Consider the following 17,621-nt stretch of genomic DNA (forward strand, 5'->3'; position numbering starts at 1 on the left):
GAATTCTATCTACTTAAAGTAAACGAGTAAATGAAAGAGCAGGTTAAAGTATTTTTTTACGCAAAATGGTATTTGTTACGTATATGTTACACTGTGTTTCTTTCCTTCAACATTCTCCTTTCAAGATAGAAAAAGAAGCACCAAATCTAGATTAGCTAGTGCTTCCATTCTTCTTATTTATACTGACTCTTTTTCACTTTTTAGCTTTTCGAGTTCTCGACTTACTTCTTCTTCATTAATATAGTTACGATAAGCTGTATCATGCACAGCCATAGGATTTGCAAACTGAGTGCCAGCTTGTACCTCTGCTTCCATTAGTAAAATACGTTCTTCCGCACGTGCTACTCCTCTTACAATATTATCCTGTTTAAAAGAAGCAGTTGCATGTTGAATTTGTTGAAGGGATTGTGCAACGTTAGCACGTGAAGCTAGTAAAACTTTTTTATGTTGTAGCTCGTTATAGATTTCTTGCAGCTCTTGTAATTTTTCGTTAAGAATGTGAGTTTGTCCTTTAATTGCTTCGAATTGCAGCTGATAAAGGCTTAATTGGTTTTCATGTAGCAACTTTTCTTGGACAGCTAATCTAGCCATTGCATTTTCTTCATGTTGAATGGCAAGCTTTGCTTGTCTCGCACGCTTGTCCACTAAATGTTTTGTTTCCATAATAAGTGCAGCTTGCTTATTCTCCACAAAAATTTGGAGAGAAAGAGCTTTCTGAGCTTTTGCCATTTCTTGCTCCATCTCTCTTGAATATTCATTTAACATCGCAATAGGATCTTCCATCCCATCTAGTAACGCATTAATATCTGCTTTTGCAATTGTTTTAATTCTTTTAAAAATACCCATATTATTCATTCTCCTTTTTAGTTGTTACAGTATTTTCCCATTGATCTAATAGATTGTGATTTTGGTTCCTAACCGGTTTATGTGAACTCATTAAAGATGTATCAATTAGCTGTTGCATAGAAGATGCTTTTGATTTTTTTCTGAGCCATTTTACTAAAAGAACCAAAACAGCTAGTCCAATAATCAGGAATATAAGGAATCCTAGCCAAGAAAACCCTCCGTGATGTGGTACGTTCATCATTTGACCACCTCCGAAGCCCTCTCGCGGCCCCACTCTTCCTGGGCCATGTCCATGCGGTCCACCAGCTGCCATGGCACTACTAAATCCTCCTAGTAGAAAATAGATTCCTAAAACCATTGGAGTCATGAGCGCACCCCAGAAAATTGTTTTTTTCATTTTCTTTCCTCCTTTCACTTACGATGTTTTTAGTTTAGTAGAGTTTGGTGAAAATACGGTGAAAGGACTAATCCTTTTTTATCAAAATCCAAGTTGACTAGAGCCCACAAACAAAAAAAGGATACCACCGGTAATAACCGACAGGTATCCTTATCAAGCACTTATGTTATTGTATTACCCGAGCAATTGATAGTCCATCACCGATCGGGAGAATGATTGATTCCAAATTAGGATCATTTGCTACTCTCTCGTTAAATGCACGAATAAATTCTATACGCGGGTCTTCACTAGATTCCTCACAAACCCTTCCTCTTTGTAGAACATTATCAGCAACTATTAGTGTACCCGGATTAGCTAATCGCAATGCCTTTTCTAAATAATTCGGATAATTTGGCTTATCAGCATCGATAAATATGAAGTCATACTTCTTTTGATCCGCTTCAAGCTGCTCTAAACTTTTTAAAGCTTCACCTGTATAGTATGTAACACGATCACCAAATCCAGCTTTTTTCAGGTTTTTATGTGCTAATTCAGCATATTCTTGCATTAATTCTAGAGAGGTTAATTGTCCATCCTCTCCAAGACCACGAACAAGACAGATTCCGCTATATCCACCTAAAGCTCCAATCTCCAATATTTCTTTTGCTCCAGAAATTTTCACTAACAATGTAAGAAGCTTTCCAATTTCCGGTGGAACAGATATATTCCGCATACCGTTTGCCTGGATACTTTCTAAAACTTCATCTAAAATCCTATCATCCTTCGTAAATAAAGATTGAATATACTCTTCTATCTTCATATGTTTCCTCCAGAGTTCAGATTATTTGAACACTCTATCAATAAATAAAATTATGGTAGTTGTTTTATTTTTTCTTCGATTGATGTTCGTTCTTTTGGTTCGTTAATCTCCTCAGGATATCCTACGCCAAACACCCCAATAACATCATATTCATCCGAAATTCCGAGAATATCACGGTTTTTCTGAGCATTTCCCATGGAAGACCAAAATGTTCCTACTCCTTCTTCCCATGCGGCTAAATTAAAGTTCTGAACAAAGCAGGCAGTAGCAAGCGCATTTTCTACTGTTTCCACTTTTGTGTTCCCGTGTTTTGATAGAATAGCAAGCACAACTGGAGCATGAAAGAAATCTGTTTTGTGATTTAGTTTTTCTCTTGTTTCAGGACCAACCACATACACTTCCCACGGTTCCGTCATTTTGTGATTCGGAGCCATAGTGCCTGCTTGCAGCCATTTGCTAAGCTGTTCCATATTAATAGGATCAGATTTAAAACTTTTGATATTGCGGCGAGAATAAATTGTTTCTAATGTGTTCATAAGATATGTTCCTCCTTGTATCTGCTTGTTAAATTTTATTTTCTTCATTAATATCCGTATTGTGATGTGTTAATTTTCCATCTTCATGAAGTTCAAAATGTCTAGTATACTCATCAATCGTTAACTCAATTGCTTTTAATTCTCCAAGAACAACTTGCCTTATTTCCTGAAATTCCGGTGCATCTAGTTGTTGTTTTAATGTAGTACGTTTTACATGTAATCTTTCTAAAAACTCAAGGGCCCTACCTCTACGAAAGGTTTGGGCGCCAGAATGATGTCGCCTTCCTTTATGGCCACCACCTCTATGTTTTTCACCTTTTTTATGACCATCAAACTCCTTCAACAATTAATCACTCCTTTGTATACTTTTGTATACTTTATATCTATATGTTAAATGTATACAAATGTATGCGAATTGTCAAACTATTTCTAAACTTCATTTGAAATAAAAAAATCAACCTGAATTAAATTCAGATTGATTCAAGAAGTCAATTATTTCATATAGTTCTCTACCAATTCAAAGCATCTTTCTTTAGTAGTACCTGCTAGGGAAGCTGTATATTCCAGTGGCTCCATCGTTCCCCCTTCAAATTGACTTGCATCTTTTTCTGCTGTTTCATCTCTAAGTGTGATCCATTTCCTTTGTTCTTGTCGGAGTTCTTCCATCTCATCCGCTGGTAGCTGCTTTTCTAGAACCTGATAGATCTCATTTAAAGCTTGATCCCACTTTTCCAAGATTTCTTCTTGTGATTTCCTCATTCCGAATGTTGAGCCATCATTGTCATTCCTAATTTCTGTTGCTGCCTTTTCTATGCTACTGAGTTTATCTAAGTATTTCTGTTTACTTCCTTCACTCACATCTGATTCTTCACTTACATTTTTGTCTTTTGATTCATCCTCGTCTGCTTGCTGCGAATCCTTATCCATAGTAGTATCTGTTTCTTCAGTATTACTTTCTTCTGTTATATCATTATGTTTTTCCGAGTTATCCTCCTCATTGGATTGAGTTTCCTCATTACTATCAGCTTTAATTTCTTCATTTTCTTTAGTCGGTGCTTCACTTTGATCAGATTTGTTTTGATTGTTGCACCCAACCAAGAGGACAAATAGTGCTAACACTGTAAATATTGACTTCAAAAAATAACTCCCTCTCTAAATTAAAATACCTTCTATAAGGTACACTTTCATTCAAGATAATAAAAGGTACAAAAGGTATAATTTCCCACCTGTTTCATTTCATACTTTTATACCCCAAGATTTCTGGTATTCCCTAACTTCCTATTTCCTTTTCTCTTCTCTTACTGTTAAGATATGAGCTTCTGCTCCGTATTCTACTCGTATTGTTTTTCTAGCCTCTACAGGTGTTCTTGCTGTTACTGATTGAATCTGCTTTTCTCCATTCATCTCGATTTCAACAAGAAAGCATTTTGAACCACATCTCAACTAGATCCCTCCCTTTCTGATTTTTTGACAAAAAGAACCTTCAATCTAAAAGGATTAAAGGTTCTGCATATTTATATAGAGTGGTATTTTATTAGTTAACCCTTGAAAAAACACTTATCCCCTGTTTTTTCTAGCAAAGAATTAACTAAATACGGGCTTTTTTTCGCTTAACCCCAATGTTTGTGATGTGTTAGTATGGATTTCGTTTAGAAGCTGCGGGTTATCCATTAATGACACACCATAAGAAGGAATCATTTCTTTAATTTTTGGTTCCCACTCATCTATATACTGAGGGAAGCATTTTGTGATGACTTCAAGCATAACGTGAACTGCAGTTGAAGCACCTGGGGAAGCACCGAGCAATGCTGCAACTGAACCATCAGCTGCACTAACAACCTCTGTACCAAATTGAAGCGTACCTTTTCCACCAGCTTCAGTGTCCTTAATGACTTGCACACGTTGACCCGCTACAACTAAATCCCAATCCTCACTTTTAGCGTTTGGAATAAATTCACGTAACTCTTCCATACGTGCTTCTTTTGATAACATTACTTGCTGTATCAAGTATTTTGTTAGCGACATGTTTTTTGCACCTGCTGCTAGCATTGTTAACAGATTATCCGGTTTTACAGAAGTGATTAAATCAAACATCGATCCATTTTTTAAAAACTTGGGTGTAAAGCCAGCAAATGGTCCGAACAATAATGATTTTTTGTTATCAATAAATCGTGTATCAAGATGTGGAACAGACATCGGAGGAGCTCCAACCTTAGCCTTACCGTAAACTTTCGCATGGTGTTTCGCAACCACTTCCGGATTATTACACACCATGAATAGTCCACTTACCGGGAAACCACCAATATGCTTACCTTCAGGAATACCTGACTTTTGAAGTAAATGTAGGCTTCCTCCTCCGCCTCCAATAAAGACGAATTTCGCTTTATGTCGTTCAACTTCACCGCTACCAAGATTTTGCACCTTTAATTCCCATAATCCATCAGTCGTACGTTTAATATCGTTGACACTACGATTATAGTGCAAGTCAACATTTTTAGTTTCTAGATGGTCAAACAGCATACGTGTTAATGCACCAAAGTTAACATCTGTTCCCGTGTCAATTTTTGTTGCTGCTATCGGTTCATGAGATGTACGTTCTTGCATGATTAACGGAATCCACTCCATTAATTTTTCCGGATTATCAGAGAACTCCATTCCTTGGAAAAGTGGATTTTTTGAGAGCGCTTCAAATCGTTTTTTCAAAAAAGTTACATTTTCTTCTCCATGCACTAAGCTCATATGAGGCAGTGGCATAATAAAATCATGTGGATTTTGAATTAGTTTGTTTTGAACAAGAAAAGACCAAAACTGCATGGAAACTTGAAACTGTTCATTAATTTTAATCGCTTTACTAATATCTACAGATCCGTCAGGTTTTTCGGATGTATAGTTAAGCTCACAAAGTGCAGCATGCCCCGTTCCTGCATTATTCCATTCGTTGGAGCTTTCTTCCCCTGCATTTGATAGCTTTTCAAAAACTGTTATATTCCAGTCAGGCACCAATTGTTTCAGTAGTGTTCCTAAAGTCGCACTCATGATACCGGCACCAATTAAGATAACGTCTGTTTTCATTTCTCTATCTCCCATATTTACCTTCCTTATACCCTAGTATTCGCAGAAAAATAGTAACTCTTCTGCTTAGGTTTCACACCAAACCAAGGTGCGACCTAGTCTCACACTTCTTTGTCTCCATTTTAAGCATATCTTGATGTATTAATATAATTTATAGATGAATATATTAACTATTTATCTACTATTATATGATAATTATAAACTTTTTGAAAGATGGTAGAAAGTGAGAAATATGTCCATAAAGAATAAAATAAAGAAAAATATAAATATTCATTCAAATTTTTCTAGGATTACAGCCATTTTTTTCCTTATTAGGTAACCAATTTCCCCTATTATTGTACGCTTTTCATACCCTAAACGTGAATAGACATATGCTTCATATCATGGAGATTCTAACTTTTTATTTATATTCATTTTTTTCTAAATTAATACTATTTTACTCTAATGAAAAAGCACATTTCAAAAATGAAATGTGCTTTGTTGAGGAAGGATGCTTATCAATGCCTTTATCTACTCAAATCGAATCCTCTTCATTCCTATAGTAAGAAAAACACCTGTAAATATAAGAAGAACACAAATTGGATAAATGATATCTAAGATATTCCCACCTCTTGCGGCAAGTTCTGTGAATCCTTCAAGTCCCCAGTATTGTGGAACAAATCTAGCTGCTTGTTGCATAAAGTCAGGCATAATTTCAAGAGGCCAATAAACGCCGCCAAGCATACAGGTAGAGATGATAATTAAGTTGCCGAACACCGATTGTTGTTCAGAGGACTTAACGAACCCTGCAATAAAGAGCCCTAGACCGATTGTACATAGTAATAAGCAGGAGACGAGCACAATATTTGCTAACAAATTCCCCCAATTAACATGAAATACTACTTTTGTTATAAGCATTAATATCCCAAATTGAATCCATCCAATTAAAAAGAACGAAAGCAAATATCCGCCTAATAATTCAGTTCTTGAGACCGGGGTAGACATCATTCTATACCAAACACCAGACTGCCTAGCCTCTAAAAGCACACCTGTACTTATCAGCATGCTAATCATTACAAACATAATTGTAAAACCAGCGGATCGAGCGGTTAAATTGGACATTGTTGCAACTTCATTACTTTTGGTCACGGTAACTGTTTCAACAGAGGTCGGAATTCCAGAAGTCTCTTCTACTATTTGATCTTGAACTACCTTTAGCTCCTCCCCAGTTACTTTCTGATAAAAGCTTGAGGCTGTAACTCCAATTTGAATTTTCACAATGCTATCATTAATGATTTGTTCAATCATAGTAGCTCCTTCAAATGAAGCTTGAGAAACAAATACAACTTCCGGTGTTTTGTTATCTAACAATTCTATTTCAAACCCTGAATTTAGCTGAACATATCCTGATATTTTTTGGTCATTAAATTTTAGATCGGCTGTTTGACTGTCATCGATGTAAAAATCCACCAAACCCTTACTTTTCACTTCATCTATTAATGTTTTTGATAATAAGGTGTTATCAAGATCAACTACAGAAATTATCGGCTTGTTTTCTTCACCTTCAGAAAATAACCCTCCAAAAATAAAGGTAAATAGTAGAGGCATTCCAAACATGAGCAAAAATGATTGTGGCTTTTGAAACATCCTTTTCATCTCAAAGGCCGCAATTGCGCCAATTCTCTTCATTATTTTTCTCTCCTTACCTATACTTTAGTTTTATTGACCCTATAAACAGGGTTGTAAGCCCAATTGTTATTAAAATCGTAATAGGCATAACAAGTGAAGACCATGATGTTCCATTCATAATTTCTAAAAAACTATGAAGAGCCCATTTATTCGGTGCAATATTAGCTACTTCTTGCATAATGCTTGGAAAAGTGGCAAGTGGAATCATTGAACCCCCAAGGAGGGCTAGAATCTGAACCCCAATTCCTCCCATTGTATCAGCCGTTTTTTCTTCTGTTATTAATCCTGCTATAATCATTGCTAACCCTGCTACAGATACTGAATAAGCTATTCCAATTACGAAAAGTTGGAGGATGTTGTTTCCCCATGCGACTCCAAATAAATAATGAGTTGTCATGACAAACACGATAAATTGTAGGAGGGAAAAAGAAAAAGTTCCAAGGAACTTCCCAATCATAATAGAAGAATGTCTAATTGGGCTACACATTAATCGTGCTAATGTGTCTGTATTTCTCTCTTGAATAATCGTTTTTGCACCAATGGTTGTATTAAATAAAATAAACATAGCTCCCATTGCAGCAGCATAATATTGCATTCCCGAAATTGGTTCCTTACCGTCCTTTTCACTGACAATAGCATTCACCTTAGACCCTGCAATTACCGAAAGATCATCTACAAGACTCGTTATCATACCTGCTGAGTTTATATTCTGATTAGAAACTGGAACAACAGTCGATAGCTTTTCAGCTACTGTACCTGCAGCAGCTGATACTGTTGTAATCCGGTCAACAAAAGAGTTTGTTATGGAGCGAAGAATAGTAGCTTGAATTTCTTTTGCTGGATCTTTTAAAATCGTTACAGTCTTTTCTTCTCCCTTCATTAACCCTTCTCCCCAGTGAACAGGAAGAATTAAGCCAACATCTACTTTCTGGTTTTCCACAGCCAATCTTAACTCCTCTTCTGAGTTAAACTCACTCACTGTCAAACTATCTCGTAATTGTTTTCCTTGAAGAACTTGATTAATAAATTGATCTGTCACCTCATCTGTTGAAGACACAACGATACCTGCTGATGTTCCAGGTAGCGTTCCATCCTCACCGAATACACCGCTAAGAGCTGAACCTAGAATCATTGTTAAGACGATTGGCATTAATAATAGGGTGATAAAAGATTTTCGGTCTTTTAATCTGATTTTCATATCTTTCCAAGCAATTGTGAACATCTTATCACTCCTCCTAGTCTCGTAAAGATCTTCCTGTTAACTGCAGGAATAATGTTTCAAGATTCGCTTCTTCGATTTTAACCTCTTCAATTTTTAGTCCATGATTAATAGCCGCTGTGATAATAGATCCCAATGCCTCTTGAGGGTTAAGAGAGAAAACCTCAAGAATCCCTAATTCTTCTTTGTACAAAACTTGGGTTACACTATGGACTTGTTTTATTGCTTCCATTGCCTTGCCTGTCATCTTTTCAACATTGATTTGAACAAAACTACTTCCCGCTAACCTGTTACATAGCTCTGCTTTTGTGCCAATGGCCATTACCTCTCCATGATCAATAATTCCAACACGATGACAAAGAAACTCTACTTCCTCCATGTAGTGACTTGTGTAGATAATCGTCATCCCTTTTTCATTCAAAGCTTTCACTGTTTCAAGGATATGATTTCGGGACTGTGGATCAATTCCAACAGTTGGTTCGTCCATAATAAGTAATTCTGGTTCATGCATCAAAGCTGCTCCAATATTAATTCTTCGCTTCATTCCTCCAGAAAAAGTTTCAATTCGTTCTTTCCCACGATCTTTTAATCCAACAATCTCTAATACTTCTTCCACTCGTTTTTTTGCTTGCAAACCTGAAAGTCCGTACATTTTACCCCAGAATAGAAGATTATCTTTTGCTGACATTGTTGGATAAAGAGCAATTTCCTGTGAGACTACTCCTATTTTTTTCTTAATGTTTATTGGTGCTTTTTTAACCGATTCATTCCCAACGAACACATCACCGTCGTCATACGGGATAAGACCACATATCATTGAAATCGTTGTTGACTTCCCTGCTCCATTAGGGCCTAACAATCCGAATGCCTCACCCTTTTCAATGGTAAACGAAACATTTTTCACAACCTCTTTTTTTCCATAGCTTTTCTTTAGCTCTCTAACCTCTAACATATCTTCACATCCTCACTGGATTGATATTTTATTTTTTTTGATCAACATCTAAAGTATAGCTCGATATCCTCTCCTTCAAATCCCTCTGCAGATAGAAAAATCCATAAAAAAATACAGCTATCTTAGCTGTATTTCATAGTCATATATGCCAAAAGTCATCGATCAGAAGGTAGTAATGTTATACCTTACAGCAAAAATAGCTGCCTGTGTTCGATCTCTCAAATTAAGTTTGCTGATCAAATTTGACACATGATTTTTTACAGTGCCCTCGGAAATAAACAATTTGGAAGCTATTTCTTTATTGTTTAAGCCTAAACCAAGCTTATTTAACACTTCAATCTCTCGTTCTGTTAATCCCTTTATAATCTCAGGGACTTCACTAGTTTGCTCAATCGTTTGATTTCTTCTCATTTCTCTCACAATATCTGCTGTTAATTCTTTCGGAAGAACCATACCACCTGATTGAACTGTCATGATTGCCTGCACAATAGCATCTGTGGGCATATCCTTTAACAAATATCCGCTCGCCCCTTCTTCAAGCGCCTCAAAAATTAAAGCACTATCATGAAAGGTCGTGAGCATAAGCACTTTGATATTAGGATATTTAGATGTAATCAACTTAGTTCCCTCTACACCGTTTGCTACAGGCATGCGAATATCCATTAAAACAATGTCCGGCATCAAGTCACCAGCTTTTTCAAAAGCTTCCTGACCATTCGATGCCACACCTACAACCTCAAGCACAGATTTTAAATTAAGGATGGTTGCAAGTCCATCTCTCATCAATTCTTGGTCATCAACAATTAATAACTTAACCACTAAGCTCCCCCCATTTGCCACCTTATCTCTTTAAGCGGAAATCGTGCTTTTACAATAAACCCATTTGAAGCTGTACTTTCAAACATTATATTTCCACCATGCTCATAAACTCTTTCTCTCATATTCTTTAACCCGAATCCAGGACTAACTGTTGCTGCCCCTGTTCCGTTGTCTTTAATAAAAATATCAATATTTGAATCTGTTACCTCCAGCATAACACTGCACTCATATGCCTGCCCATGTCGAACCGAATTTGTTATGGATTCCTGTATTATACGAGTTAAATCTAATTGGATGGAAACTGGAATTTTTGTAGCATCCCCCTTTACAGCCAAAGTTGATGTTAACCCAGTCATCATCTTATAGTCTTCTAGTATTTTTCTTACTGTGGATAGAAATGATTGTGGCTGACGATCTTCCCTTAAGGTACGCACAGATAGACGAATTTCCTGAAGAGTATTTCGCGCCAATTCCTCACAAAGCAGGATTGTTTCCTTGCTTTTCTCAGGTTTTGAATTTAGCAACTCTTTAGCAACCTGCAGCTGAACCAATAAAGCAGTCATCTTATGTCCAACAGTATCATGAATTTCACCCGATATTCGATTGCGCTCTCGAATAAGCGTTAACTCCTCCACCTGGCTTGAATAATGATGCAGCTTCTCATGAGCAACTTTTAAAGCATCATGGGTTTGTGCAAGCTCATCATACTGACTTTCAATCTTCTCCTGAGCAAGAAGCAATTTATGTATTAACCTGCCTACAACTGCTGCAAACACAATAAACGTGAAGTTGATCAAATTATTCATCACACTAAAATTACCTGTAGCATAAAAGGTATAAGTAATACAAATTCCCCAAATAACGAAAAAGGCTAAAGAGCATCCCAGAAGAATTCTCTTACTTTCAGCTACCAAAAAAAGTGTAACAGCATTTACCCCAAACAAAATTAAATAAAGAGTTGCTTCAGGAAAGAAAAAAACAAATCCAATAATGAAAAGAGAATCTAAAGCCAGTGGAATCAAGTAATACCTTTTGCCTGCCTGACTTCCCATAAATAAGTGATTAAAACAAAATCCCGCTCCTGCTATAATTGTATAAACGAATTGAATAGTTGTATGACTTTCCACAGATTGATAGTAAACATAACTCATTAAAATAAACATCACTAGCCTAAGGCTGTTTAAAAAGGTTAGCTTCAAGGAATCACCTCTATGTGTTAGAGAATTTTATTTTCGGATTTAAATTTTGTTAAGATATTCTTATTATAAGCTTAGTTTGAGTTGCTAGTAATAACATCCTGTAAAAGATTATAATAATGATGGTTCATACATACTCCTTTCCATCAGTTGTCAAATTGCCTAAATTAATATGTTATGATGATATTGGCATCATACTTTCTCATTCATGAAAGGATTGATTTAATGCTAATACGTTTTGACCCCGTAACGATCATCATTATTATACTTTTCATCATTATTTCCTTTCACGTTTATACCCTAAAAGTGAGAATTAAGGAACAAAAAGAAGAAATTAAGAAATTAAGAAAAGCTTTAAATTATTTTAAAAATAAATAAGGAGCTTGTTAACTTTTAGGAGGCATTTATGCAAAGAAAAGAGAATCCAAATGTATATAAATGGCTATCTATTATTATCTTACTATTAATACCTATTGCCGGCAGTATTGCATTTATATTCGACCTAAACAGAAGTCCAGTTCAATTTTCCCTTATGTTCGTTGGGTTATGTGTTGTTAGTTGGAGAAGTTGGTCTAAATACAAACAATATAAATAACTGTATGATTTTATAAGGCACTTTCCTAATCTTATAAGCACTCTCAGAAGGACCAAGAGGTTACTCAAAAGAGTCATTCTTCCCTTTTTTCGATTACTTTGTTTACAATTCTCACACATTCACTTTATAATTTTAATTGTGATGATACAAAGACAATTTTACTTCTTAGACACACTTCATACTTTTGTAAACGTATACAAAAATCAAAAAGAGGGAGTGTTATAAAATGAAGAACAGAGTTAATCCAGAGTTAGTACAAGGATTAGATATGTTTCAAGATTTAGATATTCGTCCAGAGAATTTACCAACAATTAGAGAAGGTGCAGCTCAGATGAGGCAACCTACCGTTGTTGATGAATCTCTTTCATTAACTGATGAAATCATTGTTGGACCAGATTCAAATCCATTACCATTAAGAATTTACCGTCAAAACTCATCCACTGAAACTTTACCTGTTTTGTTATGGATCCATGGGGGTGGATATATTTTAGGCTCAATAGATGATAATGATGATCTATGTATGAGGTTTGCAAAAGAAGCTAATTGTGTAGTCGTTTCGGTAGAATATCGTCTAGCTCCTGAACACCCTTACCCAGCTCCGATCGAGGATTGTTATGCTGCTTTAAAATGGATAGCTGATCATGCAGAGTCATTAAATATTGATCCGAACCGAATAGGAGTTGCAGGTGCTAGCGCTGGTGGTGGATTAACAGCAGCTTTAACATTATTAGCTCGTGACCGACAATATCCTTCTCTTTGTTTCCAAATGCCACTCTATCCAATGATTGATGATCAAAATAACTCACCTTCTACAAACGAAATTAAAGAAGGATTTGTTTGGAATCAGAAAACAAATGAAGCAGGCTGGAAGATGTATTTGGGAGAATTATATGGAAAAAATAACATCCCTGCCTATGCAGCTCCTGCACGAGCTGAAGATTATAGTCATTTACCATACACCTACACATGTGTTGGGCAATTAGATCCTTTCCGAGATGAAACTTTATCTTATGTTACAAGGCTTGCACAAGCTGGTGTAGATGTTGAATTTCATTTATACCCTGGAGCCTATCACGGGTTTGAAGGAATAAATCCAGATGCAGATCTATCAATTCGTGCTACAAATGAATATATTCAAGCAGTTAAAAACGGCTTTGAAAGACTTGAAAAGGTAAAATCTTAATTTTTATTTGTAACACTCACAAACTTTTTGTGAGTGTTACAGCAAAAAAGCCGATAATAGTTATCGACTTTTTTTGCTTTTATTATTTAGAAGAAACAGACTCTGTCTCTTTTTCTACAGAAATTTCTTTGTTGGATATCATATTATTAACAGCACTAAACAGGGCTTTTACTGAGGATGTCATAATATCAGCGTCTATTCCACAACCCCAATAGACGGCACCATCTAAAGCAGTAATCCCAACATAAGAGACAGCGTTAGACTCTGAGCCTATGTTTTGCGCATGCTCCTTATACATTAAATCTTTATAACGGAAACCAAGTTGCTCTTGAAGTACGTTACTGATTGCATCAAGTCTTCCATTTCCTGTTCCACTTAACTTGTATTCTTGTTCATTCTTTTTAAACATAACTGCTGTTTCATAATGAGCATTTTGAGTGAACGTGTAATCAATAAACTCGACAGGTGTATTAATATTTACAAAGTCATTGATAAAAATATCATAGATTTCATTCGGCATAAGCTCCTTATGTTTACGATCTGAAATATTTTTAACATGATATCCAAAGCTTTCACGCATTTCAACAGGTAAATCAAGCCCATATGTTTGGTGAAGCACATAGCCAATTCCACCTTTACCTGATTGGCTATTAATACGAATAATATCTCCCTCATATTGTCTACCAATATCCATTGGATCTATTAATAAATATGGAACATTCCAGTACTGCCGTTCTTTTTCTTCACGCCATTTCATTCCTTTTGCAATTGCATCCTGATGAGAACCAGAAAATGCTGTAAAAACAAGTTCGCCTCCATAAGGATGTCTTTCGTGAACGGTCATTCTTGTTAATTTCTCATACTGTGTAATAATGCTTGGGATATTTTCTAAGTTTAGATTTGGATTAACACCATGTGAAAACATGTTTAAGGCAAGTGTAACAATGTCTACATTACCAGTTCTTTCTCCATTTCCAAACAATGTTCCCTCCACTCTCTGTGCTCCAGCAAGCATTCCTAACTCTGCGTCTGCTACCCCAGTTCCTCTGTCATTATGTGGATGAAGGGATAGAATTACATTGTCCCGATAGTTAAGATTCTCACTCATATACTCGATTTGGCTTGCGTAAACGTGAGGCATAGACATTGAAACTGTTGCTGGTAAGTTGATAATAACCTTGTTTTCCGCATCAGGCTGCCATTCATCTAAAACACGATTGCAAATTTCAAGTGCAAACTCCACTTCTGTGCCTGTGAAGCTTTCCGGAGAATATTGAAATTGGAAATCTCCTTCCGTTTCAGCAGCATATTTTTTAAGTAGCTTTGCTCCAGTTACTGCAATATCAATAATTTGTTCTTCCGTTTTTTTGAACACTTGCTCACGTTGTGCTACAGATGTTGAGTTGTATAGGTGAACCACCGCTTTTTTCGCACCTTCTAGAGCCTCAAATGTTTTCTTAATAATATGATCTCTTGACTGTGTTAACACTTGGATTGTTACATCATCCGGTATTAAATCTTGTTCAATTAATGTACGTAAAAAAGCATATTCCGTTTCAGATGCAGCGGGAAAACCTACTTCTATTTCCTTAAAACCAACTTCCAACAACAATTGAAAATACTCTAACTTTTCTTCTAAGCTCATAGGGACAATCAACGCCTGATTACCATCGCGCAGATCAACACTACACCAAGTAGGAGCTTCCGTAATATACTCTTTCTGCGTCCATTTTAAGCTAGTCACTGGAGGCATAAAATAACCTCTAGAATACTTATCAATATTTTTCATTTAAAATACCGCCTTTCCATTATTATTCAAATAAAAAAGCCTATCATCTCATAAGAGACGACAGGCTATAACCTTCGTGGTACCACTCTTTTTGGTTCATCACTAAATAAACGAACCCACTTTGAGACTTTATTACGGTAGTCATCCGTTAAGACCTACATATCAGTCCTACCACTCCTGGGCGAGTTGGGGAATCAATTGACTGTCTTTCACCACCCGACAGCTCTCTAAACAATCTATTTTCCTTAATATTCCCATTCACAGTGTTTCAATAATTTATACTAATCTGATTTTTCTAATTTTATAACAAGTTGGGTGAATAATCAAGAGAAAGTTGATGTTTTTTGGTATGAGGTTGTTTCTGTTTTCGTGAGGGTGCCTGTGAGTGGGGCGGTGCCTGTCACTTCCCGTTTTTTGCAGAATGGTGTCGAAAACTAAAATGCATGTTGATTAGAGGGAGGGAAATTCTTTGGTTTGCTAGGAAAATAATAGGTGGATCAGTTAATGAACGGCAAATCAGGCAGCAATCAGAAAGGGAATTTCATTCATTGTGGTGGTGAACGGTAAATCAGGCAGGAAATAGAGAGGGAATGTCACTTGTATTCACTCTACAAACCTGTTTTTTCTTAAGAATGGATGCATAGGTCTTCTTCCACGAACATTTTAACTGTGATTAATATCTTTATCTGCGATTTTACAAGGGGTATCTACGATTACTAGAGTCTTATCTTCGATTATAAGAGGGGTATCTACGATTATTAGAGGTTTATCTTCGATTATCCCGTTTTTATCTTCGATTCAACAAAATTCTACATTTCCCCATATGATGAATATCCTCTTTGTTTATGGATTCATTTCCTCTACTTACTCTTGCTTGTACCTTTATATTTGTTTCTACCATGCATCTTCATAATAAAAATTATATTTATGCTTCACCCTTACTTTTTTATAAGCAAAAAAAGACCAGCATCTCTACTGATCTTTTTTCCATCTTACTTGGCGACGTCCTACTCTCACAGGGGGAAACCCCCAACTACCATCGGCGCTGAAGAGCTTAACTTCCGTGTTCGGCATGGGAACGGGTGTGACCTCTTCGCCATCATCACCAAATAATATTTAGTTTGAAGGATGCTCCCTCAAAACTAGATAACGATTCACAATTCAACTTCACTCTACTGAGTTTATGCTCTTACTTTGTCCAGCTCCAGAAGCCAAATCCTACGGTAATTTCACTCTCTCGAAGAAGTCAAAGAACGACTTCATCTCGATCGCTCCAATTCCCTATGGATAAAAGCTAAGCTTCTTCCGCTTTTCTGATAGGTTAAGTCCTCGATCGATTAGTATCAGTCAGCTCCACACGTCACCGCGCTTCCACCTCTGACCTATCAACCTGATCATCTTTCAGGGATCTTACTAGCTAAATGCTATGGGAAATCTCATCTTGAGGGGGGCTTCATGCTTAGATGCTTTCAGCACTTATCCCTTCCGCACATAGCTACCCAGCTATGCCTTTGGCAAGACAACTGGTACACCAGCGGTGCGTCCATCCCGGTCCTCTCGTACTAAGGACAGCTCCTCTCAAATTTCCTACGCCCACGACGGATAGGGACCGAACTGTCTCACGACGTTCTGAACCCAGCTCGCGTACCGCTTTAATGGGCGAACAGCCCAACCCTTGGGACCGACTACAGCCCCAGGATGCGATGAGCCGACATCGAGGTGCCAAACCTCCCCGTCGATGTGGACTCTTGGGGGAGATAAGCCTGTTATCCCCGGGGTAGCTTTTATCCGTTGAGCGATGGCCCTTCCATGCGGAACCACCGGATCACTAAGCCCGACTTTCGTCCCTGCTCGACTTGTAGGTCTCGCAGTCAAGCTCCCTTGTGCCTTTACACTCTACGAATGATTTCCAACCATTCTGAGGGAACCTTTGGGCGCCTCCGTTACATTTTAGGAGGCGACCGCCCCAGTCAAACTGCCCACCTGACACTGTCTCCCAGCCCGATCAGGGCTGTGGGTTAGAATTTCAATACAGCCAGGGTAGTATCCCACCGACGCCTCCACCGAAGCTAGCGCTCCGGCTTCTCAGGCTCCTACCTATCCTGTACAAGCTGTACCAAAATTCAATATCAGGCTACAGTAAAGCTCCACGGGGTCTTTCCGTCCTGTCGCGGGTAACCTGCATCTTCACAGGTACTATAATTTCACCGAGTCTCTCGTTGAGACAGTGCCCAGATCGTTACGCCTTTCGTGCGGGTCGGAACTTACCCGACAAGGAATTTCGCTACCTTAGGACCGTTATAGTTACGGCCGCCGTTTACTGGGGCTTCGGTTCAAAGCTTCGCTTGCGCTAACCTCTCCCCTTAACCTTCCAGCACCGGGCAGGCGTCAGCCCCTATACTTCGCCTTGCGGCTTCGCAGAGACCTGTGTTTTTGCTAAACAGTCGCCTGGGCCTATTCACTGCGGCTTTTCCGGGCTATTCACCCTAAAAAGCACCCCTTCTCCCGAAGTTACGGGGTCATTTTGCCGAGTTCCTTAACGAGAGTTCT

The 17,621-nt window shown here is 37.5% G+C and carries 16 protein-coding genes, 2 rRNA genes and 1 other annotated feature (1 of these 19 cut by a window edge); of the genes, 2 read left to right on the forward strand and 16 right to left on the reverse strand.

The window, feature by feature from the left end:
- Window positions 1-177 precede the first annotated feature (177 nt).
- The 13 genes from D9842_RS16455 to D9842_RS16510 form a co-directional block, all read right to left on the reverse strand.
- Entirely contained in the window at window positions 178-846 is a 669-nt protein-coding gene (locus D9842_RS16455) for a PspA/IM30 family protein (RefSeq protein ID WP_162987462.1), read from the reverse strand.
- 1 nt (window position 847) lies between these two features.
- Window positions 848-1,243: a hypothetical protein gene (locus tag D9842_RS16460; protein WP_121663435.1), complete on the reverse strand. Its 396-nt coding sequence runs from the start codon at window positions 1,241-1,243 to the stop codon at window positions 848-850.
- 166 nt (window positions 1,244-1,409) lie between these two features.
- A complete protein-coding gene (locus D9842_RS16465) occupies window positions 1,410-2,042 on the reverse strand; it encodes an O-methyltransferase (RefSeq protein ID WP_121663436.1) in 633 nt (210 codons plus the stop codon).
- A gap of 50 nt (window positions 2,043-2,092) precedes the next feature.
- A complete protein-coding gene (locus tag D9842_RS16470) occupies window positions 2,093-2,578 on the reverse strand; it encodes a nitroreductase family protein (protein ID WP_121663437.1) in 486 nt (161 codons plus the stop codon).
- A gap of 28 nt (window positions 2,579-2,606) precedes the next feature.
- Window positions 2,607-2,921, reverse strand: coding sequence for a hypothetical protein (locus D9842_RS16475; RefSeq protein ID WP_121663438.1), 315 nt, complete (start codon window positions 2,919-2,921; stop codon window positions 2,607-2,609).
- A gap of 149 nt (window positions 2,922-3,070) precedes the next feature.
- The gene (locus tag D9842_RS16480) at window positions 3,071-3,715 is read right to left on the reverse strand and encodes a lysozyme inhibitor LprI family protein (RefSeq protein WP_121663439.1); all 645 of its coding nucleotides are present in this window, start codon (window positions 3,713-3,715) and stop codon (window positions 3,071-3,073) included.
- A 141-nt stretch (window positions 3,716-3,856) separates the two neighbouring features.
- On the reverse strand, window positions 3,857-4,021 hold the full coding sequence (locus D9842_RS25990; RefSeq protein WP_162987463.1) for a hypothetical protein: 165 nt from the start codon (window positions 4,019-4,021) through the stop codon (window positions 3,857-3,859).
- 141 nt (window positions 4,022-4,162) lie between these two features.
- On the reverse strand, window positions 4,163-5,665 hold the full coding sequence (locus D9842_RS16485; protein WP_180320395.1) for a malate:quinone oxidoreductase: 1,503 nt from the start codon (window positions 5,663-5,665) through the stop codon (window positions 4,163-4,165).
- A 495-nt stretch (window positions 5,666-6,160) separates the two neighbouring features.
- Entirely contained in the window at window positions 6,161-7,318 is a 1,158-nt protein-coding gene (locus tag D9842_RS16490) for an ABC transporter permease (protein ID WP_121663440.1), read from the reverse strand.
- Between the two features lie 13 nt (window positions 7,319-7,331).
- Window positions 7,332-8,540: an ABC transporter permease gene (locus tag D9842_RS16495; RefSeq protein ID WP_121663441.1), complete on the reverse strand. Its 1,209-nt coding sequence runs from the start codon at window positions 8,538-8,540 to the stop codon at window positions 7,332-7,334.
- A gap of 13 nt (window positions 8,541-8,553) precedes the next feature.
- Window positions 8,554-9,489, reverse strand: coding sequence for an ABC transporter ATP-binding protein (locus D9842_RS16500; RefSeq protein WP_121663442.1), 936 nt, complete (start codon window positions 9,487-9,489; stop codon window positions 8,554-8,556).
- Window positions 9,490-9,651: 162 nt separating this feature from the next.
- Complete coding sequence (locus D9842_RS16505; RefSeq protein WP_121663443.1) at window positions 9,652-10,308, reverse strand: response regulator; 657 nt, start codon at window positions 10,306-10,308, stop codon at window positions 9,652-9,654.
- Entirely contained in the window at window positions 10,308-11,507 is a 1,200-nt protein-coding gene (locus D9842_RS16510; RefSeq protein ID WP_121663444.1) for a sensor histidine kinase, read from the reverse strand. The genes D9842_RS16505 and D9842_RS16510 overlap by 1 nt, the downstream gene beginning before the upstream one ends.
- Window positions 11,508-11,910: 403 nt before the next feature.
- Here D9842_RS16510 and D9842_RS16515 point away from each other — a divergent pair, with 403 nt between their 5' ends.
- Both D9842_RS16515 and D9842_RS16520 read left to right on the forward strand, forming a co-directional pair.
- On the forward strand, window positions 11,911-12,099 hold the full coding sequence (locus D9842_RS16515) for a hypothetical protein (protein WP_121663445.1): 189 nt from the start codon (window positions 11,911-11,913) through the stop codon (window positions 12,097-12,099).
- A gap of 226 nt (window positions 12,100-12,325) precedes the next feature.
- Window positions 12,326-13,282, forward strand: a complete 957-nt coding sequence (locus tag D9842_RS16520; protein WP_121663446.1) for an alpha/beta hydrolase — start codon at window positions 12,326-12,328, stop codon at window positions 13,280-13,282.
- 82 nt (window positions 13,283-13,364) lie between these two features.
- Here D9842_RS16520 and D9842_RS16525 read toward each other — a convergent pair whose 3' ends face one another.
- The 3 genes from D9842_RS16525 to D9842_RS16535 all read right to left on the reverse strand — a co-directional run.
- On the reverse strand, window positions 13,365-15,071 hold the full coding sequence (locus tag D9842_RS16525; protein WP_121663447.1) for a 2-isopropylmalate synthase: 1,707 nt from the start codon (window positions 15,069-15,071) through the stop codon (window positions 13,365-13,367).
- A gap of 50 nt (window positions 15,072-15,121) precedes the next feature.
- Window positions 15,122-15,342, reverse strand: a binding site (T-box leader).
- 723 nt (window positions 15,343-16,065) lie between these two features.
- Window positions 16,066-16,181, reverse strand: a 5S ribosomal RNA gene (gene rrf, locus D9842_RS16530).
- Window positions 16,182-16,388: 207 nt separating this feature from the next.
- A 23S ribosomal RNA gene (locus D9842_RS16535) occupies window positions 16,389-17,621 on the reverse strand (it continues 1,698 nt past the right edge of the window).

Origin of the sequence: Metabacillus litoralis (assembly GCF_003667825.1) — a bacterium.
In the GTDB taxonomy this organism is placed as follows: Bacteria; Bacillota; Bacilli; order Bacillales; family Bacillaceae; genus Metabacillus; species Metabacillus litoralis_B.

Excerpts from the sequence above, each read along its gene's own strand:
- D9842_RS16455 (WP_162987462.1), bottom strand. The coding sequence starts at position 846 with ATGGGTATTTTTAAAAGAATTAAAACAATTGCAAAAGCAGATATTAAT.
- D9842_RS16460 (WP_121663435.1), bottom strand. The coding sequence starts at position 1,243 with ATGAAAAAAACAATTTTCTGGGGTGCGCTCATGACTCCAATGGTTTTA.
- D9842_RS16465 (WP_121663436.1), bottom strand. The coding sequence starts at position 2,042 with ATGAAGATAGAAGAGTATATTCAATCTTTATTTACGAAGGATGATAGG.
- D9842_RS16470 (WP_121663437.1), bottom strand. The coding sequence starts at position 2,578 with ATGAACACATTAGAAACAATTTATTCTCGCCGCAATATCAAAAGTTTT.
- D9842_RS16485 (WP_180320395.1), bottom strand. The coding sequence starts at position 5,665 with ATGGGAGATAGAGAAATGAAAACAGACGTTATCTTAATTGGTGCCGGT.
- D9842_RS16490 (WP_121663440.1), bottom strand. The coding sequence starts at position 7,318 with ATGAAGAGAATTGGCGCAATTGCGGCCTTTGAGATGAAAAGGATGTTT.
- D9842_RS16495 (WP_121663441.1), bottom strand. The coding sequence starts at position 8,540 with ATGTTCACAATTGCTTGGAAAGATATGAAAATCAGATTAAAAGACCGA.
- D9842_RS16500 (WP_121663442.1), bottom strand. The coding sequence starts at position 9,489 with ATGTTAGAGGTTAGAGAGCTAAAGAAAAGCTATGGAAAAAAAGAGGTT.
- D9842_RS16515 (WP_121663445.1), top strand. The coding sequence starts at position 11,911 with ATGCAAAGAAAAGAGAATCCAAATGTATATAAATGGCTATCTATTATT.
- D9842_RS16520 (WP_121663446.1), top strand. The coding sequence starts at position 12,326 with ATGAAGAACAGAGTTAATCCAGAGTTAGTACAAGGATTAGATATGTTT.
- D9842_RS16525 (WP_121663447.1), bottom strand. The coding sequence starts at position 15,071 with ATGAAAAATATTGATAAGTATTCTAGAGGTTATTTTATGCCTCCAGTG.